Origin of the sequence: Albibacterium bauzanense (genome assembly GCF_004339765.1) — a bacterium.
Lineage (GTDB): Bacteria > Bacteroidota > Bacteroidia > Sphingobacteriales > Sphingobacteriaceae > Albibacterium > Albibacterium bauzanense.
The window spans coordinates 441,217-464,173 of the sequence record NZ_SMGO01000001.1 but is presented as its reverse complement, the minus strand read 5'-3'; the positions used below and the strand labels follow the sequence as shown (position 1 = coordinate 464,173).

General features: G+C 35.6%; 16 protein-coding genes. 12 read left to right on the top strand and 4 right to left on the bottom strand.

Features of this window, described 5'->3' with window-relative positions; translation table 11 throughout:
• Positions 1-70: 70 nt before the first annotated feature.
• From C8N28_RS02080 to C8N28_RS02030, 11 genes are all read left to right on the top strand, one after another.
• Positions 71-1,816, top strand: a complete 1,746-nt coding sequence (locus C8N28_RS02080; RefSeq protein ID WP_132221064.1) for a GMC family oxidoreductase — start codon at positions 71-73, stop codon at positions 1,814-1,816.
• Positions 1,816-2,430, top strand: coding sequence for a gluconate 2-dehydrogenase subunit 3 family protein (locus C8N28_RS02075; protein WP_132221062.1), 615 nt, complete (start codon positions 1,816-1,818; stop codon positions 2,428-2,430). The genes C8N28_RS02080 and C8N28_RS02075 overlap by 1 nt, the downstream gene beginning before the upstream one ends.
• Before the next feature lie 115 nt (positions 2,431-2,545).
• On the top strand, positions 2,546-3,901 hold the full coding sequence (locus C8N28_RS02070) for a M23 family metallopeptidase (RefSeq protein ID WP_132221060.1): 1,356 nt from the start codon (positions 2,546-2,548) through the stop codon (positions 3,899-3,901).
• 48 nt (positions 3,902-3,949) lie between these two features.
• Positions 3,950-4,420 carry an OsmC family protein gene (locus C8N28_RS02065; RefSeq protein ID WP_132221058.1) on the top strand — a complete coding sequence of 157 codons (471 nt, stop codon included), beginning with the start codon at positions 3,950-3,952 and terminating at the stop codon, positions 4,418-4,420.
• A 63-nt stretch (positions 4,421-4,483) separates the two neighbouring features.
• Complete coding sequence (gene recD / locus C8N28_RS02060; protein WP_132221056.1) at positions 4,484-6,268, top strand: exodeoxyribonuclease V subunit alpha; 1,785 nt, start codon at positions 4,484-4,486, stop codon at positions 6,266-6,268.
• Positions 6,253-9,453, top strand: a complete 3,201-nt coding sequence (gene recC / locus C8N28_RS02055; RefSeq protein ID WP_132221054.1) for an exodeoxyribonuclease V subunit gamma — start codon at positions 6,253-6,255, stop codon at positions 9,451-9,453. The genes recD and recC overlap by 16 nt, the downstream gene beginning before the upstream one ends.
• Positions 9,454-9,456: 3 nt before the next feature.
• Positions 9,457-12,879: a UvrD-helicase domain-containing protein gene (locus C8N28_RS02050; RefSeq protein ID WP_132221052.1), complete on the top strand. Its 3,423-nt coding sequence runs from the start codon at positions 9,457-9,459 to the stop codon at positions 12,877-12,879.
• A gap of 59 nt (positions 12,880-12,938) precedes the next feature.
• Positions 12,939-13,541: a hypothetical protein gene (locus C8N28_RS02045; RefSeq protein WP_132221050.1), complete on the top strand. Its 603-nt coding sequence runs from the start codon at positions 12,939-12,941 to the stop codon at positions 13,539-13,541.
• A 201-nt stretch (positions 13,542-13,742) separates the two neighbouring features.
• Positions 13,743-14,966: a nucleoside permease gene (locus C8N28_RS02040; protein WP_132221048.1), complete on the top strand. Its 1,224-nt coding sequence runs from the start codon at positions 13,743-13,745 to the stop codon at positions 14,964-14,966.
• 26 nt (positions 14,967-14,992) lie between these two features.
• A complete protein-coding gene (locus C8N28_RS02035; RefSeq protein WP_132221046.1) occupies positions 14,993-16,672 on the top strand; it encodes a GMC oxidoreductase in 1,680 nt (559 codons plus the stop codon).
• Positions 16,673-16,692: 20 nt separating this feature from the next.
• Complete coding sequence (locus C8N28_RS02030) at positions 16,693-17,259, top strand: gluconate 2-dehydrogenase subunit 3 family protein (protein WP_132221044.1); 567 nt, start codon at positions 16,693-16,695, stop codon at positions 17,257-17,259.
• Here the strand turns inward: C8N28_RS02030 and C8N28_RS02025 are convergent.
• Positions 17,256-19,355 carry a heavy metal translocating P-type ATPase gene (locus C8N28_RS02025; RefSeq protein ID WP_132221042.1) on the bottom strand — a complete coding sequence of 700 codons (2,100 nt, stop codon included), beginning with the start codon at positions 19,353-19,355 and terminating at the stop codon, positions 17,256-17,258. The two genes, C8N28_RS02030 and C8N28_RS02025, sit on opposite strands and share 4 nt — an antisense overlap.
• Before the next feature lie 110 nt (positions 19,356-19,465).
• On the opposite strand from C8N28_RS02025, the gene C8N28_RS02020 reads away from it, so the two are divergent.
• Positions 19,466-20,311 carry a helix-turn-helix domain-containing protein gene (locus tag C8N28_RS02020; RefSeq protein ID WP_132221040.1) on the top strand — a complete coding sequence of 282 codons (846 nt, stop codon included), beginning with the start codon at positions 19,466-19,468 and terminating at the stop codon, positions 20,309-20,311.
• Here the strand turns inward: C8N28_RS02020 and coaA are convergent, their stop codons facing one another.
• The 3 genes from coaA to C8N28_RS02005 are packed head-to-tail and all read right to left on the bottom strand — an operon-like array spanning position 20,312 to position 22,919.
• The gene (gene coaA / locus C8N28_RS02015; RefSeq protein ID WP_132221038.1) at positions 20,312-21,268 is read right to left on the bottom strand and encodes a type I pantothenate kinase; all 957 of its coding nucleotides are present in this window, start codon (positions 21,266-21,268) and stop codon (positions 20,312-20,314) included.
• 35 nt (positions 21,269-21,303) lie between these two features.
• Complete coding sequence (locus C8N28_RS02010; RefSeq protein ID WP_132221036.1) at positions 21,304-21,684, bottom strand: methylglyoxal synthase; 381 nt, start codon at positions 21,682-21,684, stop codon at positions 21,304-21,306.
• Positions 21,685-21,686: 2 nt separating this feature from the next.
• The gene (locus C8N28_RS02005) at positions 21,687-22,919 is read right to left on the bottom strand and encodes a nucleoside recognition domain-containing protein (RefSeq protein WP_132221034.1); all 1,233 of its coding nucleotides are present in this window, start codon (positions 22,917-22,919) and stop codon (positions 21,687-21,689) included.
• Between the last annotated feature and the right edge of the window lie 38 nt (positions 22,920-22,957).

Sequence of the window (22,957 nt, the reverse complement as noted above, 5' to 3'; positions counted from 1 at the left end):
AAATAAAATATTATATATTAGCCTATCTGATACAGATCATAATATTGTAAACCTTAAAACCAATCCCTTGATGAAGGATTTTCAAATAAAAAAATCAGCAACAAAGTATGATGCAGTTATAGTAGGTTCTGGTGCTGGCGGTGGTATGGCAGGCTATGTTCTTGCAAATGCAGGATTAAATGTTTTGATGCTTGAAGCCGGACCTTTCTTTGATCCCGTGCTCGATTCACATCAGTTAAAATGGCCTTGGGAGTCGCCACGCCGTGGTGCTTCAACAGTAAGACCCTTTGGTGATTTCGATGCTGCTTATGGAGGTTGGGAAATAGATGGAGAGCCATATACACGGAAAGACAATACAGAATTTGAGTGGTTTCGCTCAAGAATGTTGGGAGGAAGAACAAACCATTGGGGAAGGATTTCTTTACGCATGGGACCGCTTGATTTTAAGGGAAAATCTTACGATGGACTTACCGATGATTGGCCAATAAGCTACGACGATGTTAAGCCTTATTATGATAAGGTTGACCGTTTAATCGGTGTGTATGGTACTAAAGAAGGAATGGAAAATGAGCCCGATGGTATTTTTTTAGCACCTCCAAAGCCAAGGTTGACAGAGCTTTTTATTATGGAGGGAGCAAGGAAAACTGGAGTTAAAGTAATCCCCGGTAGAGGTTCTGTGCTTACTGAACAATTGCCGGGAAACAAGGATCGTGGTGTTTGCTTTAATTGTGGTCAATGTTCTAGAAGCTGTAAAGTTTATGCGGATTTCTCTTCATCTTCTTGTTTAGTTATTCCTGCTATTAAGACTGGAAATCTGAAAGTTGTGCCAAACGCAATGGTTCGTGAGGTTATTACAGATAAAGATGGAAAGGCTACAGGAGTTTCTTATATTAGTAAAGAAGATTTACAGGAATATCAGGTTCAGGGTGCTATTGTAATATTGGCTGCCAGTGCTTGTGAGTCGGCGCGGATTCTATTAAATTCTAAATCAAATAATCATCCAAATGGTTTGGCAAACAGCAGCGATATTGTTGGTAAGTATTTGCATGATTCAACCGGAGTATCTATGTCGGGTTTCCTTCCTCAACTAATGGATCGGAAACGTTATAACGATGATGGTGTAGGAAGTGTTCATATTTATTCGCCATGGTGGCTTGATAATAAGAATTTAGATTTCCCAAGAGGATATCATATTGAATATGGCGGAGGTTTTGGTATGCCTTCTTATGGTTTTGGTGGAAGTACTCCTACGCTGAATGGTTTGGTTCCTGATCGGGATGGTAATATGAAACCAGCCGGTGGATATGGTAAATCTTTAAAAGATGATTATCGTCGGTTTTATGGTACACAAGTGGGTATGGCAGGACGAGGAATGGCAATAGCCAGGAAGGAAAATTATTGTGAAATAGACCCAAATGTAGTAGATAAATTTGGTATTCCGGTTTTAAGGTTCCAATATACATGGAGTGATGCTGAGCTAAAGCAAGCAAAACATATGCAAGAAACTTTTGAAGAGATGTTAAATGCAATGGGTGCTATGAATATTTCGAAACCAAAAGGCCCGGAAAATGATTATGGCTTATTGAAGCCAGGTGAGATTATTCATGAAGTTGGAACTGTGCGAATGGGAGATGATCGTGCCACTTCAGCTTTAAATAAATGGGGGCAGGCTCATGATTGTGATAATGTCTTTGTTGTTGATGGAGCACCGTTTGTACAACAAGGAGATAAAAACCCTACCTGGACTATTTTAGCTTTATCAATGAGAACTGCTGAATATATATTGGATCAAAGAAAAAAACAAAACTTATCCTAATGAATAGAAGAGATAGTTTAAAAGCTTTAGGATTAACTGCAATAGGCTCTACGGCTTTGCTAAAATCCTGTACAACAGATGATAAAACTGGTAAAACAGCTAAAGGAGAGGTGGAAGCCGTTCCTGGTCGTGAGAAATTTGAGATTGAACGGATCAATGACTTAAATGAAGAACAATTCTTCGATGAGCATGAGATGGCAACAATTGCTGTTCTGGTAGATATTATTATTCCTAAAGACGAAGTTTCAGGAAGTGCGACCGATGCTGGCGTTCCTGATTTTATTGAATTTATTGTAAAAGATATACCTCAGCACCAACTGCCAATGCGTGGAGGATTGAAGTGGTTGGATATGCAATGTCTTAATCGATTTGATTCTGTTTTTAAAGAATGTAATGAAGCGCAACAAATTGAACTAATAGATCAAATTGCTTATCCAGATAAAGCTACTCCTGAAATGAAACAAGGGGTTGCTTTTTTTAGCCGCTTGAGACAGCTCACAGCCTCCGGTTTTTATACAACTAAGATTGGAATTGAGGATATTGGCTATAAAGGAAATGTGCCAAATAAATGGGAAGGCGTTCCGGAAGATGAAATAATTAAGTATAATTTATAATAAATTCCTTCTTTTCTTGTTATTGTAAGTAGAATTCATGAAATTAGTCTTTTCGTTTGAATAACCAATCAGGCGAAATGCTTTTTTTTATTCTGAAACCTGCAATAAGCAATAGATGAAAATTAAAATAAATGCACTAAGCATATTGGTGTTACTATCCATAAGTTTGTTAACCAGTTTCCTGACCTTCTCTGCCTTTGAATCTAATGTATCGGATAAACCTAGCTCACTAGCTGAAAATAATGCTGTAGCTGATGAAGTAATTTCTGAACGATTATTTGGATTGCCAGTAGATGATTATCGCATTGAAAACTCAACGATTAAACGAAATGAGTTCTTATCTACGATTTTAGATCGTTATCAGATTGATAAAGTAACCATTGCTAAATTGGTGAAGGCATCAAAACCAGTGTTTGATGTACGTAATATGGCTGCCAATAAACCTTACACTGTTTTTTTTGCAAAAGATAATTCTAATAAAGCTGAATATTTTGTTTATCAGCCTAATGCGGTTGACTATATTGTATATGACTTAAGAGATTCTGTACGAGTTTATAAAGAGATGAAACCTACTCGTACAACAGTAGAGACCATTGGTGGAACAATTACAAATTCATTATATGAGGCTTTACAAGAGAATGGTGGTAATCCTGATATGGCGGTCTATCTATCTAATATTTTTGGAGGGGTAATTGACTTCTATTCGATCCAAAAGGGTGATTGGTTTAAAATTGAATATGACCGACAGTATGTTGGTGATGAACCAGTAGGTGCTATCAAGGTTAGATCTGCTATGTTTTCTCAAAATGGAAAAGAATACCAGGCTCATTATTTTCAACCAGAAGGTTCATCAGAAGGTCATTACTACGATGAAAATGGGAATAGCTTACAGCGCTTTTTCTTAAAAGCTCCTTTGAAGTTTAGCAGAATAACATCTAAATTTAGTAATAGTCGTTTACATCCTATTCTAAAAGTAAGGAAAGCTCATTTAGGAACAGATTATGCTGCACCTAAAGGAACCCCTATAATTGCTACTGGTGATGGTGTAGTAGAGGACTCTCGTTATACAAGTGCAAACGGTAATTTCGTTAAGATTAAACATAATAAAACCTATTCAACACAATACCTTCATATGACTAAGACTGCTGTTAAAAGAGGACAGCGAGTTAAGCAAGGTCAAGTAATTGGTTATGTAGGAAGTACAGGCCTGGCTACCGGACCGCATGTATGTTATCGCTTTTGGAAGAATGGTGTACAGGTAGATCCGTTAAGACAGAATTTCCAGCGGACAGAGCCTATTTCTAAGGAATATATGGCTTCATTCCGTCAAGAGATTCAGCGTAATCAAAATACTCTTGCTGCTATAACTACTGAAAACGGGGTTAAAGAAACTCGTTTTTTAGCTTATGAAGGAAGACCAGAGAATTTGTTTAAATATTTTAATAGCGAAGGCTCCGAGAATACCCTTTAAGAGTGCTTATTTTTTTCTATATTTATAGGTATACGAAAAAACTAAGCAATGAATAAAACCCACACCTACGATTTGACAGTGAAATGGACCGGTAACAAAGGACACGGAACTTTTGATTCGCGTTTATACGGTCGTGATCATAAAATTAGCGGTAAAAATAAGCCCGATATATTGGGTTCTTCAGATTCTTCCTTTCGAGGTGATAAAACGAAATATAACCCCGAAGAACTTTTGTTAGCTGCTTTATCTAGTTGTCATATGCTTTGGTATCTTGATTTATGTGCAGATGCAGGCGTAGTAGTAGTAGACTATACAGACAATGCCTCAGGAATAATGGAAGAGAAACCTGATCGTAGCGGTCGTTTTACAGAAGTTACACTAAAGCCCGTAGTTACCGTGAGTGAGGCATTCATGGTGGAAAAAGCAAATGAGCTGCATACAAAAGCAAGAGAACTCTGTTTTATCGCTAACTCCGTAAATTTCCAGGTTAAACATAAACCCACTTGTATTGTACTTTAAAAGGTTCCAACACCTTGTTTTAAAAAATACTTTAAGATCGTTTACATTTAGGCGCAATAGGATATGCAAACTCTAAATAACGTTCATGAACAATTTGCTGAATTTTTTAAAGCAGAGAAGCTAAAACCTTTTGCCAGCCTGGTTTTAAAGAAACTTGGTGAGGGACATATTTGTCTGGATCTGAAAGAGATTTTGAATGGAGAAATAGAGTTTCCTTCTCTATATCATAGTCTATCAGAAATGGAAAATGACTTGATTAAAGAACCTTTAGTGAGTACATCAATCGATAATAAACAACCCTTTGTGTTGTTTAAATCAAAGCTATACCTCCAGCGATATTTTGTTTATGAAACCATTATTTTAAAGCGTATACAAGTTTTGATAAATAGTGAGTCTGTTGATTTCACTTATCGTATTGAGTTAATCAATAAACACAGAGAGTTTATAGCCAGCCTTTTTAGTTCGGATGATTCACGGGAAGGATTATCTGCGGATGAAAGGATAGATTGGCAGTTAGTAGCAACCATCTTGGGTTTATTAAACAATTTTACAATTATTACTGGTGGGCCGGGCACGGGTAAGACAACTACTGTTTCAAAGCTATTAGAACTACTGAAACGAATAGATCCGAATATTAGGATTGGATTGGCGGCTCCTACAGGGAAGGCTGCTATGCGCTTAGCAGAATCTTTGCAGGGCGATCAACCCACAACCATTCATCGTATGCTTAAAACGATTTATGGTTCAATTCATTTCAAACACAATCAACAGAATCCGCTAAAATATGATATCGTTATTATCGACGAAGCTTCTATGATTGATGTAGCCTTATTCGCTAAATTATTAGATGCTATTGGACCAGAGACTCGTTTAATATTATTAGGAGATAAAGATCAGCTATCATCGGTAGAGGCTGGAAGTCTGTTCAGGGATTTATGTCAAACACAGGAAAAGGTGAATTCGTTATCATCAAATAAAATCGACTTAATTAATTCATTCATAGCTAATAATGAAGCTAAATTAACTGATAACTTTATGTCAGATAAGTCTGCTAATCCTCTTTCTGATCATATTATTGAATTGAAAAGAAGCAGGCGCTTTGATAGTACAAAAGGCATTGGGAAATTCAGTAGAGCTATAATTTCTAATAATTCAGTTGAGATTGAAGATTTTCTGAAGTCAGGCTATGATGAGCAAATTCATATTGATACAAAATATAGTCCTGACATATTTAGAGAATTTGTGAAAAGTTACGAAGCCTATATTCAAGAGGATGATATTCGTTCGGCTCTGAATAAATTTAATAAAATAAGGGTACTATGTGCAGTTCGAGAAGGAAAATTTGGACTGTATCATATTAATACGGCAATAGAAACTTTATTAAATGCAGAAGGGCTTATTGATAGTCAAACAGAGTTCTATATGAATAGGCCTATTATTATAACTAAAAACTACTATGATTTAGGGCTGTTTAATGGCGATATAGGTATTCTCAGACCCGATTCAAATAACATTTTGATGGCATGGTTTGAGGACAGTGAGAAGCAATTAAAAGCAGTGCTTCCTCAACTTATTGTTGAATCTGAAACAGTTTATGCCATGACTATTCATAAAAGCCAGGGTTCAGAATACGATGAAGTGCTGATCGTTTTGCCAGATCATGAAGGTACGCATATACTCACCCGGGAGCTATTATATACTGCAGTAACAAGGGCTAAATTAAAGGTGATTATTCAGAGTTCAGAAAATATATTATTATCAACGATTGATAGAACTGTGAAAAGAGCTTCAGGGATTAAAGATCGCTTTAATGACTCTATACAAAATGATCTATGGGCTTGCAATTAAATGTTTCCAACTCGCTTTTTAGATTAGTTGAACAGCTCGCTAATAATCTGCAGAAACCATTACCTACGGTTTTTCAACCTCATTTTATAGTAACCCAGACACTGGGAATGAATAATTGGCTGAAAATACAAATAGCTGAAAAATTAGGAATTACTGCGAATTGCCAATTCTTGAAACCGAACGATATTATTAATCATGTTTATTTTTTATTAGATGGTCCACAAGAGCAAATACTATCCGTAGATAATCTACAGTGGCTTATTTATGGCTTATTAGATGAATATGCTTTTAAAGGTCGATTTCCTTTTATCGCACAATATTATAATCAAGGAGAAGATACCAAACGAATGGCTTTGGCAGAGAAGGTTGCCGATCTATTTGACCAATATCAGATATATCGTCCGGAGATGATTAATGAGTGGAATAATACTCAAACTCCTGATTTGAGTGAAAATAATTGGCAAAAATACCTATGGATTGCTGTGAAGGGTAAAATAGGAGATAAAATGCCAGATAAAACCCGGGTAGGGAAATTTATTATTGATAGTCTTCAGAATCCTTTGCAACAAGAAAAGTTAAGAAGGAAACTTCCTCAAATTGATTTTTTCGGTATATCTATTATTACGGAGTATCATCTGGAGGTTTTCCATGAGCTAGCTAAACATATTGATATCTCCTTTAACCTACTGAACCCATCTCCATCAATTTATTGGTTTGATGATAAAAGCCCTCAACAAATTGCACGCTGGAAGAGCAAAGCACGACAAAAAGCATCATTATACGAGGTTCCTATTGAAGGGAATGCACTATTAACTAATTGGGGGAGTGTAATTCAAAACACTTTTGGACTGTTTTTCAAAGATGACGACTTTTTAAATGAATATGAAGATAGCGGTATAGAACCCGCTCCCAAAAGTTTATTAAGTAAGATTCAAAATGATATTTATAATAATGCTGTTTCTGATGATCGTAGCAAGTTCAGCCTAGATGACTTAAAAGATGGTTCTATTAGTCTGAATTCTTGTTATACGCCTGTTAGAGAGGTAGAAGCATTGTATAACTATTTGGTTCATTTGGTAAATCAGGATCCAGGAAGTTTATCACCACGTGATATGGTGGTTATGGTAAGTGATATTGATACGTATGCTCCTTATATAAAAGCTATTTTTAAATCTGCTCCTTATTCCTTTCCATTTACAATTGCCGATGAAAGTATTCAATCTAGTGATGGATTAATCGGGGCACTTCATGCGATTTTAAATTTAGAAGAAAGTTTTAAAGCAGAAGACATTTTGCAGATATTGGAATGGAGCTATATTCGTAATCGTTTCAATATTGAAGATATAGAACTAATAAGGAGGATAGTAGATGAAGCTAATATTCGTTTTGGAATTGAAGGCAATATATCTGATGATACAGTTTATGTAAGCTGGTTAAATGGCTTAAATAGAGTTGTATATGGTATTAGTATGAAGATTGATGAAGCTTATGAATTGAATGATTACAGTTTTTATCCTTTAGATATAGTAGAAGGAGAACAAGCATTTGAACTGATTCGTTTTTCTCATTTTGTGGAAGTATTAGTTGAAACAATACGAGAACAACAAAAAGACAGAACACTTATTGAATGGGGCGAATATATTTTGAGGTTAGTTTCAAACCTTATTTTTCAGTCGGAAGAGGAAGTGAATGATGATTACCAATTGTTGATTAATTATGTAAAGAAACTAAACTTGATTAGTGAAAATATTCAAGAGAAGATTGGTTTTCACGTATTCAAATATAATTTCCTTAGTAACCTATCAGGTGAAATACGGACTAACAACTTCGCATCTGGCGGGATCACTTTTTGTTCTTTAATTCCGATGAGGAGTATCCCTTTTAAAGTGGTTGCTTTACTAGGTTTAGGATTTGATAAATTTCCAAGGAAAGAAGATCCTTTGAGCTTTAATATTATGCAGCAGGAGAAGAGGAAGGGTGATCGTAATATTAAAGAAAATGATAAACACCTTTTTCTGGAGACCATCCTTTCAGCGCAAGAACATTTATACATTAGCTATATTGGTAAGAATACAAAAGATAATACCTTATTGCCGCCATCAGCAATTGTGGATGAGCTGATTGATTACATTGTTTCTGGAATAGATGTTATAGCAACCAATGCAGAGGATTCGTTTGTGAGAGAGCAATTTGTTATCCAGCATCCTTTACATAATTTTACTCCACAGCCTTCAGGTATATCTAATTATCTGGCAGCCAATGATAAACGTGTTGAGAAAGCAAGCTTTGAAAATTCTCAGGCAAAAGAGAGCTCTGTATTAGAGGAAGTATCTATTAATGAATTAATCAATTTCTTTAAAAATCCATTTGAATATTATCATAATAAAGTATTGAACATATATTATCGGGAAGAGCGTGTTTTATTGCCCGAAACTGAACATTTTGAATTGGATGGGTTACAGGAGTGGCAAATAAAGCAAGATTTCCTTTTTCTTGGCCAGCAAGAGCTTGATGGTTATATACAGCGAGGTATAAAAAAGGGGCAATTGCCTTTGAAAAATATGTCGCAGACTTTATTAACCAATATATATTCAGCTGTTGAATCTACAAAACAGTTAGTAGAAGAAAGTATCAATAATCAAGATGAACGCACTATCTCAATTGAATTAGAGGTTGAAGGAATAAAAATAACAGGAGAAATTAATAAGGTATTCGGTGACAGAATGATTCTGGTTAGTTTTTCAAAACATAACAATAAATATAGGTTAGAGGCATATATAAAATATCTGCTTGCTATCGCCAGTAATATTGAGATAGATAGTTATTTAATTTCAGATGTTGATAAATGTATTTACAAAATAGATAAGTCTGCGCTTAGCGTGGAAGAGGCAAGAGAGAAATTGGGTGAATTGGTACGCGCCTATTTTCATGGGCAAGAAAAGCCTTTTATGTTTCATCCAAGGTTCGAAAACGACCCAGATAAACTTGCTAAATACGATTTAAAAAAATACGAAAGGATGCTTAATGGTATTTTCCAGAATGAGCATATTCCATGTGGAGATCAATATTTGTTAAATGAATATGATCTTGGTTTCTTTGAACAAGAAGGCATGTTTGAGGAATATCTGAGTAATTCAGAAATGGTTATTTCAGCGGCTTTTAGGCTATTTAAGATAAAGGTTTAACTCATGGAAAAGGAAGAATACTTAGATTTTGTGGCAGCTGATGTTCCGTTGAGTGGTAGCAACTTAATAGAAGCCAGCGCAGGAACAGGTAAGACATATTCAATTGCTATTCTTGTTTTGAGATTAATTCTTGAACAAAAGCTAAGTATCAAGAAAATATTAATGGTAACCTTTACCAAGGCTGCTGTAGCAGAGTTGGAAGAAAGGATACGTTTGTTTGTACGAACAGCATATAAGAGTGCTCATAAGGAAGAAATTGAAGATTCGACCATTAAGTTGTTAGTAGATCGGACAATAGCTCAATGGGGTCAGGAAGAGGTTATAGAGCTTTTGAAAGAAGCCAAACTATTATTAGATGAAACATCAGTTATGACCATACATAGCTTTTGTCAGAAAACATTGAATGAGTTTGCTTTTGAAACTAATCAGCTTTTTGGTTCAGAAACCTTACAAGACACATCTTCTTTAATTGAGGATGAGGTTAATAGGTTTTGGCGTGAAAAAATAACTACGCTTGATCCTATACTGTTAAAGTTCTTAAAAGGCGAACGATTTAAAAAGGAAGGAGATAAGTTAAGCAGGAAAATATTGGTAAGGTTTATAGAAACTTATCTGAATGGTCAGCGATATATTGAATATGATTCGCAAATATCTTATTCTTTCTCTGAAAGTGAATCAAAAGCTGTTCTTTCAGAACTACTTACTATTGAAGAACAGAAAAGTGCATTTCTTGAAAGTTTATACCAGGAGGTCATAGATTCAACAAATGAGCTTACAGAACGCTGTAATTCGAATACTTTCGCAAAGAAAAATGTGTTACCGCTTATTCATCAACCAGAAGCTTTTTTGGATTATTTGAAAGACAAGTCCGATGCAGCTTATATTATTAAGCTTTTTCCAGATTGGCTCGATAAAATTGCTGAAGTTGATGCTTTTCAAAATTCTATTTCTACGCGAGTAATGGAAGTTTTGAATAGATTATATTGTATACTAATTCAGGATTCCGTCCAATATATTGTTCAGCATAAGGAAAAGAAAAATGTTCTTTCATTTAATGATATGATTGAACAACTACATAGATCCCTGACAAGACAAGGTAATGAAAGACTGGTGGCTGAACTTCAAGAGAAATATAAAGCAGTTTTTATTGACGAGTTTCAGGATACCGACAAATTACAGTATGAGATTTTTCATACAGCATTTGGACATAATACAACTCTTTTTTATATCGGAGACCCAAAACAATCCATTTATGCCTGGCGACAAGCGGATTTGAACACCTATTTTAAAGCTGCTCGTGAAGTAAGTAATAAATACGGAATGAATCATAATTATCGTTCCTCAGCGCCCTTAATTGAGGCGATGAATTTATTCTTTAAGCCTTTGGCTGATTTTGATACTTTCCATTATCAGGGAGAAAAAGAAGGCATAGTTTATCATCATGTTGAATCTCCTATTAATAACAGTAAAGGTGTATTGCTAAATAAAGATGTAGTCGATTTTCCTATAACGATCGTTGAAAATAAAGGCTCAGATGAACGCTATCAAACAGTAGTTGCACAGATTATTCAGCTATTAGAAAACGAAGATTATCTGATTGAGAAAAACGGCCAAAGAAGAAGAATTAAAGCTTCTGATATCGGCATTCTTGTAAGATATAATGGTGAAGGCCGAAAGATTAAGGCGCAGTTAGCCAAATATGGTATTCCTGCCATAACTATCGATGATAGTAAGGTTTTACAAAGCCAGGAGGCAAAATTTGTATATTATCTTTTAAATGCATTTTATGAGAGTAACATCTCCACGATCAACAAAGCCCTACTGAACCCTTTAACTGGATATACTCGCTTAGAGATATTGAAATTGGATCAGGATGAGGAGTTGCAAAATTTTAAAAGATATGGACTGCTTTGGAAAGAGGATGGTATTTATGCAACACTCATGCAGTTTATTATTGATTATGGTGTTAAGGGAAGCCTTTTAAATAATGTTTCAGGAAATGGAAAAAGAATCATCACCAATCTCTATCAACTAATTGAGATACTTCATAAAGTGCAATCTCATAAGAATTTTTCGCAATTAGAGTTAATACACTGGCTTAAGCGAGGCTTGGAAGGGATGAGGCTGGAGGGTGACGAATTTGAGCAAAGAATTGAGAGCGATGAAAAAGCAATTGAAATTGTTACCATTCATAAAAGTAAGGGACTGGAGTATAACATTGTTTTTGCTCCATTTTTAGATTTGAAATCGGAGAATGATCGTGATTTCTGCAGTTTTAAAGATGATTCAAATGGAGAGTACTTGTTTGGTATCACAGAACACCTAACAGATGAGCATCGTGAAATGGTAGAAAAGCAGTTAGAACAGGAAAATCGGCGACTTATTTATGTTGCAATAACTCGCGCAGTATATAAGTGCTTTATAACCCGCTATACCTATTATCAAAATAATACTTCTCTAATTCCATTTGTCAGATCAATTCAAGCCCTCCCAGAACAACCTCAACTCATTAATTTTTCACAGGCTTTGGAGGTCGATAAAGATTACCGTTATTCCAAGTCGGCAGATCAGCAACTTTCTACTCCTGGCTATGCAGATCGGTTCAATTTAAATGAAAAATATTGGCGTAAGCTAAGTTATTCTTCTTTAGCAAAGAAACCAATCTATACGAAGAAGCAGAATACCTACGTTGATTTAAAAGACTATGAATCTTTTATTTTCAAAAAACTGCAAAAGGGTAATATTACAGGTAATCTCTTGCATCATATTTTTGAAAATATTGATTTCACAAATGGACAATATTGGGAACGGTATATTCATGCTTCTTTAATTCGATTTATGCCAAAACAATTGGAAAATTATAAAGCTTCATTGATTCAGCTGCTTGAAGAAGTATTAAATGCTAAGATAAAAATAGCAGATCAGGAATTTAGGTTGTCAGAACTATCCAAGGATAAACGTTTGAATGAGTTAGAGTTTGACTTTAATGTTCCTGTATTTAACACTCAGAGTTTAAATTTATTATCTACTACAGAATATCCATTTAGCGTAAATTCATTCGGAGAGCTTGAAGGTATCATGAACGGTAAAATGGATTTGTTCTTTGAGCACAATGGCATGTTTTATATCTTGGATTGGAAATCGAACTTCTTGGGAGATTCTCTGGATTTTTACTCAAAGGAAGTTTTGAATGAAGTGATGTTTGATAATAATTATCATTTACAGTATCTCATCTATACCATAGCAGCCAAGAAATACCTGGAACAAAGATTGCCATATTTTGATTATGAGAAGCATTTCGGAGGTGTCATTTACCTTTTTGTAAGAGGATTAAGGAAGGATAGTGATTATGGTATATTTGTTTGCAAACCTGAATTGAATCGAATCAAGGAATTAGAAAGTGTTTTATCATATTCTCATAAATAAACGAATTTCAATATTTAACTTCACAGTTTGAACTAGGTTTTACAGTAAAATAGATTTTTATGAAAGCGATAATTTCAGTTGGTTTAATGTTGTTTGTTCTAGCAGGGTGTGGAATAAGCCAACAAGCGAAGGAAATGAAGACGTTAGCAGATTGTACTTATCGTATTGTACGTGTAAATAGCATTCTTGTATCAGGTACCGACGTTCAAAAACTTATTTCTAAAAGAGATATGAGTTTAACCAATATACCTTCTCTTGCTCTTGGTTTTATAAACAAAAGTATCCCTTTAAAGGCTGATCTAACCATTGAAGTGTCAAATCCAACCAATGACTATGCTGCTATTAATTATTTCGATTATGAAATTCTAATTAATAAACAGAAGTTATCTGAAGGTGCAATAAATCAACGAATAGATATTGCACCACAAGGAGTAAAGGAGGTTAGATTAGAGCTTAATAAGAATATATACGAGTTCTTAGCGAATGATTCTATTCGGAATGATATCCAGCAGTTTATAACGGGGACTAATCAATCTGGAAAGAAAACCTATATCACCATACGAGTAAAACCCGCTATTCTTATTGGCGACCAATTGGTGCATTACCCAGGGTTTATAGATATCCAACGTGAGTTCAACAATGACCTTCTTTTGCAATTATAAGGTTTCTAAATTGCAATCCTTTGTTTGCTTTTTAGGATAATGGTGGTAAATTAGAACTTTCTTTTCAAAAATATCCAAAGGAGTTTCTTCCGTGAAGTTTAAAAGATGAAAAAGACAATTTAAAAAATGAGTACATTTAGAAATCAATAATATCAAAATAAATAATCATTAATCACTAAACCATCAATTAATCATTAACCTATGAACACAAGCAACCGCTTTAAATTATCTTTTATGATGTTCCTCGAATTCTTTATATGGGGAGCCTGGTTTGTAACACTGGGAACATTCTTATTTGGTACTTATAAAGCAACAGGAACTCAAGTCGGAACAGCCTTTTTAACACAATCATTCGGTGCAATTCTGGCACCATTTATCGTTGGAATTATCGCGGATCGTTATTTTCCAGCTCAACGTATTTTTGCAGTATTACATATAATAGGGGCACTCCTTCTATGGTTTGCCGGACAAGCAGCTACATTTGAAGGTTTCTTCCCTTTAATTTTAATTTATATGATATTGTTCATGCCTACGTTGGCTTTGGCAAACTCAATTGCCTTCAGACAAATGACCAATACCGAAAAAGAATTCCCGCCAATTCGTATTCTGGGAACAGCAGGATGGATTATAGCAGGTCTATTAATTAGCTACTTAGCCTGGGATAGTCAAGATTCAGGTCAGTTAGGAAATACTTTTAAAATGGCAGCTATTGCTTCAATGATATTGGGTTTATTTTCTTTTACATTGCCAAGTACTCCACCGATGAAAAAGGGTGAAAAAATATCTGTAGGAGAAATACTAGGTCTGGATGCACTTCGTTTACTTAAAAACAGATCATATTTAATCTTCTTTATTTCATCCATTGCTATTTGTATTCCTCTGGCTTTTTATTATAATTTTACAAATGCATTTCTAACTGAAGTAGGAGTAGCAGCACCAACAGCCGTTCAGTCACTAGGTCAAGTATCAGAATTTTTGTTTATGTTGGTTATGCCTTTCCTTTTCGTGAGATTTGGAGTTAAGAAAATGCTTGCATTTGGTATGCTGGCATGGGTTCTTCGCTACGTATTCTTCGCTTATGGAAATGCAGATGCAGGCTATTGGATGTTAATAGGAGGAGTTGTTCTTCATGGTATTTGCTATGATTTCTTCTTTGTAACTGGTCAAATTTATACCGATAACTTAGCAGGAGATCGCTTTAAATCTGCAGCGCAAGGTATGATCACTTTAGCAACCTATGGTGTTGGTATGTTAATTGGGTCGCTTATTTCAGGACCAATTGTAGATAATTATTTAAATAGTGATGGTACACATAGCTGGCAAAATATATGGTTAATACCTGCAGCTATTGCTGCAATAGTAGTTTTATTATTTATTGTATTTTTCCGTGATCGGAATCAAAAACAAGCAATTTTAGAAAGTTAATTATAGAATACCTAAATTATTAAATTATGGCAGATAACACGTATGATGCAATCGTAATCGGCTCCGGAATTAGCGGAGGATGGGCTGCAAAAGAATTGACAGAGAAAGGATTAAAAACAATTGTCCTTGAGCGAGGGTGGAATGTAGAGCATGTTAAAGATTATCAAAACAATACTACTGATCCTTGGGAATTCCCCCATAGAGGTGGGCGTACTCAAAAAATGATAGAGGATTACCCGGTATTAAAACGTGATTACCCTCTAAATGAAAAGAATCTCAAGTTTTGGGTGAATGAAAAGGAGAGTCCCTATACAGAAGTTAAACGATTCGACTGGTTTCGTGGTTACCAAGTAGGAGGGCGCTCATTAACATGGGGCCGTCAAAGTTACCGATGGAGCGACCTGGATTTCGAAGCAAATGCCAAAGAAGGCATTGCTGTTGACTGGCCTATCCGTTATAAAGATATAGCGCCTTGGTACAGTTATGCAGAAAAATTTGCAGGAATTAGTGGAAACAAAGATGGAATTGCTGCATTGCCTGATGGGGATTACATGCCACCAATGGAAATGAACGTTGTTGAGAAGGATATTGCTGAACGACTTAAAAAGCATTACAATAGTAGCCGACAAATGATCATTGGCCGTACAGCAAATATTACAGTACCTCATCATGATCGAACTAATTGTCAATACCAAAACAAATGTTGGTTAGGTTGTAATTTCGGTGCTTATTTTAGCTCTCAATCGGCTACTTTACCTGCAGCTGCTAAAACAGGTAATTTAACTATAAGACCTTACTCTATCGTTACTCAAATACTTTATGATAAAGACACCAAAAAGGCAACTGGCGTAGAAGTATTGGACGCTGAAACAAATCAGACTTATCAGTATTTTTCTAAAATAGTCTTTGTATGTGCTTCTTCATTTAATTCTAGCTGGGTACTAATGAACTCTGCAACAGATGTATGGGAAGGCGGATTAGGAAGTAGCAGTGGTGAATTAGGCCATAATGTAATGGATCATCATTTTAGATTAGGAGCAAGTGGTAGAGTGGAAGGTTTCGATGATCGATATTACTATGGATCAAGACCTAACGGTATCTATATACCACGCTACAGAAATGTGGGAGATGATAAACGCGATTATCTGCGAGGATTCGGATATCAGGGTTCTGCAAGCCGGAGTGGCTGGTCGAGAAACATTGCTGAATTGAATATTGGCGGTGCTTTCAAAGATGAATTAAGCGAACCAGGAGATTGGTCGATAGGAATTACGGCTTTCGGTGAGATCTTACCAAACCACGATAATAAAATTACGCTAGACAAAGAGAAAAAAGATAAGTGGGGATTGCCAGTCTTAGCGATGGATTGTGAGTTGCGTGAGAATGAGCTGAAGATGAGAAAGGACATGATGGCCGACGGAAAGGAAATGTTAGAATCTGCCGGTGTAAAAGATGTAACAACTTTTGACTCGGGATATTATTTCGGACAAGGAATTCATGAAATGGGTACTGCTCGTATGGGGCTTGATCCTAAAACATCGGTCCTTAATAAACATAATCAAGTTTGGGATGCATTAAATGTATTTGTTACAGATGGTGCATGCATGGCTTCAGCTGCTGCTGTAAATCCATCTCTTACTTACATGGCTTTAACAGCCCGCGCTGTAGATTATGCCGTTAGCGAATTGAAAAAACAGAATCTTTAATATCCATTAAGAAAAGCATCATGAATAGAAGAGAAGCAATTAATCGGGTAGCATTAGTTTTCGGTGGTACAATTATAGGTGGACAGTTATTCCTTGAAGGATGTACTCGTCCTGCCACAAAAGATGTTGCAAGCCTATTTGAAAAAAATCAGACAGACTTTTTAGGAGACATCGCTGATACAATTCTTCCTGCAACGAAAACTCCTGGAGCAAAAGAGGCCGGAGTAGGAGAGTTTATACCAGTAATGGTACGCGACTGCTATACTGAGCAAGATCAAAAGACATTTATGGAAGGTTTAACAAAAATTGAAGAAGCTTCCAATAAAAAATACAGCAAAAACTTTCAGCAATTAAGTGCGGAAGAAAGAACTGCTTTATTAATTGATCTGGATAAAGAACAACAAGAATACCAAAAGAATAAGAAAGAAGGTGAGCCTAACCATTATTTCAGAATGATTAAAGAACTAACCCTCTTGGGTTACTTTACTTCTGAGTTAGGTGCTACCAAAGCTTTAAGATACAATCCGATTCCTGGAAGGTATGATGGTGATATTGCCTATACGAAAGGTGATAAAGCCTGGGCTTAGTTCAATTTTTTAATCTTTAAACGTAGTGAGTTACCAATAACCACTACATCAGAAAATGCCATTGCCAAAGCTGCTAACATTGGGCCTAAAAAGCCCAATGCAGCTAATGGTATAGCAAATACATTGTAAAAGAAGGCCCAGAATAAATTCTGTTTAATCGTGATCAAAGTATGTTTACCAACTTTTAACAAGGTAATAACTGATTTAAGATCATTGTTTAGCAATACAACTTTAGCTGATTGAATAGCTACCTGGCTCGCATTCCCTAATGATATACCTACATCAGCAGTAGTCAAAGCAGGCGCATCGTTAATACCATCTCCAACCATAGCTGTTGTTCCCTGTTCTTTGTAAGAGTCAATAATATCCAGCTTTTCTTGCGGTAATTTCTCAGCGTAAACTACTTCGATTCCTAATTTCTTCGCTACCGATTCACACTTCTCTTTTCTATCACCACTTAATAATATAGGCGTGATCTTTTGTTCTTTTAAGATATCGATTAGCTCTTTTGCATCTGGTTTTAATTGGTCTTCAATAGAGATCTTGACCAACAGGTTGTTGTTCCTTTTTAAGTAAATATCAAAATCATCTTCGCCAGAATTTATGATCTTATTAGATCCAATTTCATAGGTGTTACCATCATTATCAACGGCTTTTATCCCTAATCCTTTAATCTCTTTTACTTCGGTGAATATAAACTTCTTTACTACTTGAGACTGAAGTTCTTTTACCAATGATTTTGCAATAGGATGGTTCGAATAACTTTCTAAACCAACAATGATAGAAGCTGCGTCTTCCTTGCTTATATCAATAACGTCCATTGCTTTGATATTAAAATCTCCAGTGGTTAGCGTTCCTGTTTTATCAAAAACCATGTATTTAAGGTTAGCCATTTCTTCAACGGTGGCCCCACCTTTAATTAGAACACCTTTTTTTGCGCCTCTGCCCAAACCAACCATTACAGCTGTCGGTGTAGCTAATCCCATAGCGCAAGGGCAGGAGATAACAAGTACAGCAATAGCTCGCATAATTGAATCACCCAGCTCAATATTAAAAGCAAAATAGGCAAGAATAAAGGTAAGAGCAGAGATACTTACTACAACAGGTACAAACACGCCAGCAACTTTGTCTCCTAAACGCTGAATAGGAGGTTTTGAAGATTGAGCACGTTTCATGATCTCAATGATCTGAGAAAGTACAGAGTGTTTTCCAACCTTGGTTGCGCTAATTTTGATTGTTCCATGCTCAACCAATGTTCCTCCAATTACCGAATCATACTTGGTTTTCTCAACCGGAATACTTTCTCCGGTTATTAATGACTCATTAACCGAAGCATCTCCCCATATAATATCACCATCGGCTGGTATTTTATCACCCGTATTTACTAATAATATATCACCACTCTGGATCGTTCTGGAGTCTATAACTTCGTGCGTTTCACCTTTTATACGAGTAGCTTTAACCTGTTGGTATTTTAGTAAATCCTTGATTGCAGATGTAGTTTGAGACACCGATCTTTTCTCAAAGAGATTTCCCAATAATACTAAAGTTATAATTACTGCTGTAGTTTCATAAAACATATAGTTAGCACCTAACTCAAATGCGGTACCTACTAAACTATATATAAAAGCTGAAGTGAAACCAATAAAGATCAACACATCCATATTCGGCATTCCGTTTTTAAGGGAGTTAAATGCACTTTTTCCAAAATGGATAGCACCTAAGATGAAAACCGGTAAACACAGAGCTAACTGAATATAAGGATTATGTAACCAATGAAAAGGCAGAAACATATGTGAGAATAGAGGAATCGTAAAGATTAGGCTAAAATAGAAGCGATTCTCTATTTTATCATAAAATTTTTCTTGTGGAGCTTCTTCTTGTTCGTAAACCTTAAAGCCTAATCCTTCAATATCTTTTATAATAGTGGGTAATGATGAATCCTCAGCACCTGAGAATTTTACCTCTTCATTTGCAAAATCAACATGAATGTCTTGAAGACCTTTTTTCTCTAATAGTTTGTGAACCGATAGCGCACAATTATTACAGTGCATTCCTGTTACATTCAATTCTACTAAGTCGTGTTCGTTGCTCATGATAGTCTTTATCTAATTATAATATCAAAATTACCGCAAGTGATTCTTTATTTAGATAATAAAGTCGGGAATTAATAGTACTTTTCACGGAAATTACAACATTTGATTTTATGAAGAGTAAATCCATCCCTATATATAAAAGCTCATCGAATATATTAGATGAAGATGACTTTTTCAATATAAAATGGCTTGATCTGAACATCGATTCATTGGAGAAGATCAAAAAGCCGCATCGCCATGATTATTTTAGTATTTATTTTCTAATCTCAGGTGAAACAATCCAGTTTATCGACTTTCATGAATACAAAGTACAGGCTAATGCGTTAATCGTAATGCGCCCGGAACAGATTCATTTTCATGTAAAGGCAAAGAATGCCAAACTGCTTCTTATCTCTTTTAAAGAACAGTTTTTGATGTCTTTACAAAGTAGGAATAATTGGCATGATATATTTGGTGCAGATGTTATTGAGCTGGATAGCGATAGCATGCAAGCTTTTATGAATTTCATTAATCTAATGATTGAAGAATATGATAGCGAGTTAAAGAATAAAGAAATCCTGGCGAAAATATTTAGTGCCTTATTAGACAAGATATCGCTTCATTTAAAGAAGAACGATTCTCTTGAAAAAAGAAAAAAGTACAATTCAATCTATAAAGGCTTTAAGCAATTGGTAACTGTTCATGCACTTGAGGAAGTAAAGGTAAGCGACTATGCTAAGCGGTTATTTGTATCGCCTGGACATTTAAACGATGTAATTAAAGAAATAACAGGCAAAAATGCGAAGACATTAATTAACGAACAGCGTATTCTGGAAGCTAAAAGACTCTTGTTTTGGACAAATACACCAATTAGAGAGGTTGCTTATCAAACAGGTTTTGATGACCCAGCCTATTTTACACGCTTTTTTAAAAAATATACAGGCCTTTTACCCAGCGATTTCCAACAAAAAGATTAACTAGATTTTACGAATACTAATTCGTTTAATTAAGTGATTAACATCTTTCTCAAGGATCAAATTGGCGCGATAGCGAGTTGGTAAAATATTCTTTAAAAGGTTGGGTTTATTAATCTCATTCCAAATCGATGTGGCTGTACTTATAGACTCTTTATGATCAAGATTAGCATATTTATGAAAATATGAGTCTGCTTTCTTGAACGCTGTATCACGAAGTGATAGAAAACGATCTACGTACCATTTCTGTAAATTCTGTTCATTTGAATGTACATAAATGGAGTAGTCGAAAAAGTCAGAAACGAATATTCTGGGCCCTTTATGTTGTTTTGATAAGTTAACTTGTAAAACGTTAATTCCTTCTATGATAACAATATCGGGTGAACTAATTAACTGATTCTGACCTTCCATAATATCATACTCCAGATGTGAATAGGTAGGGGCAGATATTTCTTTTTTACCTGATTTGATATCAGCCAGAAAGCGAATTAATCTCCTTGTATCGTAGCTCTCTGGAAAGCCTTTTCTATTTAGTATTCCTCTACTTTCCAGTACGCTATTGGGATATAAGAAGCCATCTGTTGTTATTAAATCTACCTGTGGTTTATCAGGCGCCAATGAAAGCAACCTTTGTAATACCCTGGCAGTTGTGCTTTTACCAGCTGCAACACTACCTGCAATACCGATAATGAAAGGTAGCTTATGGGTTCGGTCTTTTAAAAATCCGCTTACTTCAGAGTGTAGTTGACGCGCCTCATTAATATGAATATTAAGTAAATGGCTTAACGGGAAGTAAATTTCTTGTATTTCCTGAAGAGTTAATGGCTCATTCATTGCATTCAGAGAACCAATATCTTCGTTGGATAAATTATAGGATATAGATCCATTCAATTCTCTCCATCGTTTACGTTCAATTCCTATAAAAGGTGAGTATTGTTCGTTATTATTAAATTGGATCATTACAATAAATTTGCATTTACTTTAAAGGCCATGTTTTATAATTCACTCTGCAAACCAAGTAATATTAGTTTAGCAGTACTAGGGTTAGTTGCCAACGGTACGTTGTGCACATCGCAAATACGCATAAGCATTTGAATATCGGGCTCATGAGGATGCTTTCCTAATGGATCGCGAAAAAATAATACAGCACTTAATATGCCTTCTGCCGCCAAGGCAGCTATTTGTGCGTCGCCTCCTTTTGGGCCACTTAATTTAAGTTCAACCTGTAAAGCTGTTTCAATGATTCGTTGTCCGGTAGTACCCGTAGCTATTAAATGAAATTGGTTAAGTTGATCGTGATTTTCTTTAGCGAATTGAATCATCTCATCTTTTTTTCCATCATGAGCAATTAATGCAATAGTTTTTCTGTTTTCCATATCTATCCAAAAAATATATAAGCTACAATAATAGCTGCAATAACACCTGCTAGTTCAGCTAAAAGTGCGCAAGGTAATGCGTGTCTTGTCTTCTTTATGGCTACAGAGCCAAAATATACGGCTAAAACATAAAAAGTAGTTTCTGTAGACCCCTGAATTACACTGGCTACCCGCGAAGCAAAGTCGTCTGCACCATTTGCGTTCATTAGTTCAACCATTAATCCCCTTGCACCGCTTCCACTTAGCGGCTTCATAAATGCTACTGGTAAAGCTTCAACAAAGCGTGTATCAGCGCCAAACCAAGCTACAACAGAGCTAACTCCTTGTACAAGGTAATCCATTACTCCAGCCTCACGAAACACACCTACAGCAACTAAAATACCGACCAAGTAGGGTATTATTTTTATAGCAACCTCAAAACCTTCCTTTGCACCGTCTATGAAGTTTTCATATACATTTACTTTGCGATACATCGCTAAGGCAATAAAGGAAACGATGATTGCAAACAGAGTAACGTTTCCACCTACCTTAGAAATGGTGCTAATTTCTTCTTGTGGTAATGTATTAAAGTAAAATAACAAACCTCCAATAAATAAGGATATACCTCCTAAATAGGCTAAAACTATCTTATTAAATAAATTGATCTTCTGATAGATGGCAACAGTTATTAATCCTACGATTGTAGAAAAGAAGGTGGCAATTAAAATGGGAATAAAAACATCAGCCGGATCAGCCGCCCCTGCTTCTTTCCGATAGGCCATAATGCTGATAGGTATCAGCGTTAAGCTAGAAGCATTTAATACCAGAAACATAATCTGTGCATTCGTCGCTGTCTCTTTATCAGGATTTAACTCCTGAAGCTCCTTCATCGCTTTTAATCCTAATGGAGTAGCTGCATTGTCTAATCCCAACATGTTTGCCGAGAAGTTCATTAAGATAGATCCTAAGGCAGGATGATTCTTAGGAATCTCAGGAAACAGTTTGTGAAAAAACGGTCCTACAGCTTTTGCAAAAAGCTGAACCATTCCTCCCTTTTCGCCAATCTTCATAATTCCCAACCAAAAGGCCATTAAGCCAATTAATCCCAATGAAATCTCTGCTGCTACCTTTGCACTGTCAAATGTTCCAGTAATAATACGTTGGAATATCTCAACATCGCCAAGAAAAATAAGTTTAAATAGGGCAACGACAAATGCGATAAGAAAAAATGAGATCCAGACGTAATTTAAAGCCATATTGACGATTGAGTCAGTAAATGTAAGATTTTAATCAG

Excerpts from the sequence above, each read along its gene's own strand:
- C8N28_RS02080 (WP_132221064.1), top strand. The coding sequence starts at position 71 with ATGAAGGATTTTCAAATAAAAAAATCAGCAACAAAGTATGATGCAGTT.
- C8N28_RS02075 (WP_132221062.1), top strand. The coding sequence starts at position 1,816 with ATGAATAGAAGAGATAGTTTAAAAGCTTTAGGATTAACTGCAATAGGC.
- C8N28_RS02070 (WP_132221060.1), top strand. The coding sequence starts at position 2,546 with ATGAAAATTAAAATAAATGCACTAAGCATATTGGTGTTACTATCCATA.
- C8N28_RS02065 (WP_132221058.1), top strand. The coding sequence starts at position 3,950 with ATGAATAAAACCCACACCTACGATTTGACAGTGAAATGGACCGGTAAC.
- recD (WP_132221056.1), top strand. The coding sequence starts at position 4,484 with ATGCAAACTCTAAATAACGTTCATGAACAATTTGCTGAATTTTTTAAA.
- recC (WP_132221054.1), top strand. The coding sequence starts at position 6,253 with ATGGGCTTGCAATTAAATGTTTCCAACTCGCTTTTTAGATTAGTTGAA.
- C8N28_RS02050 (WP_132221052.1), top strand. The coding sequence starts at position 9,457 with ATGGAAAAGGAAGAATACTTAGATTTTGTGGCAGCTGATGTTCCGTTG.
- C8N28_RS02045 (WP_132221050.1), top strand. The coding sequence starts at position 12,939 with ATGAAAGCGATAATTTCAGTTGGTTTAATGTTGTTTGTTCTAGCAGGG.
- C8N28_RS02040 (WP_132221048.1), top strand. The coding sequence starts at position 13,743 with ATGAACACAAGCAACCGCTTTAAATTATCTTTTATGATGTTCCTCGAA.
- C8N28_RS02035 (WP_132221046.1), top strand. The coding sequence starts at position 14,993 with ATGGCAGATAACACGTATGATGCAATCGTAATCGGCTCCGGAATTAGC.
- C8N28_RS02030 (WP_132221044.1), top strand. The coding sequence starts at position 16,693 with ATGAATAGAAGAGAAGCAATTAATCGGGTAGCATTAGTTTTCGGTGGT.
- C8N28_RS02025 (WP_132221042.1), bottom strand. The coding sequence starts at position 19,355 with ATGAGCAACGAACACGACTTAGTAGAATTGAATGTAACAGGAATGCAC.
- C8N28_RS02020 (WP_132221040.1), top strand. The coding sequence starts at position 19,466 with ATGAAGAGTAAATCCATCCCTATATATAAAAGCTCATCGAATATATTA.
- coaA (WP_132221038.1), bottom strand. The coding sequence starts at position 21,268 with ATGATCCAATTTAATAATAACGAACAATACTCACCTTTTATAGGAATT.
- C8N28_RS02010 (WP_132221036.1), bottom strand. The coding sequence starts at position 21,684 with ATGGAAAACAGAAAAACTATTGCATTAATTGCTCATGATGGAAAAAAA.
- C8N28_RS02005 (WP_132221034.1), bottom strand. The coding sequence starts at position 22,919 with ATGGCTTTAAATTACGTCTGGATCTCATTTTTTCTTATCGCATTTGTC.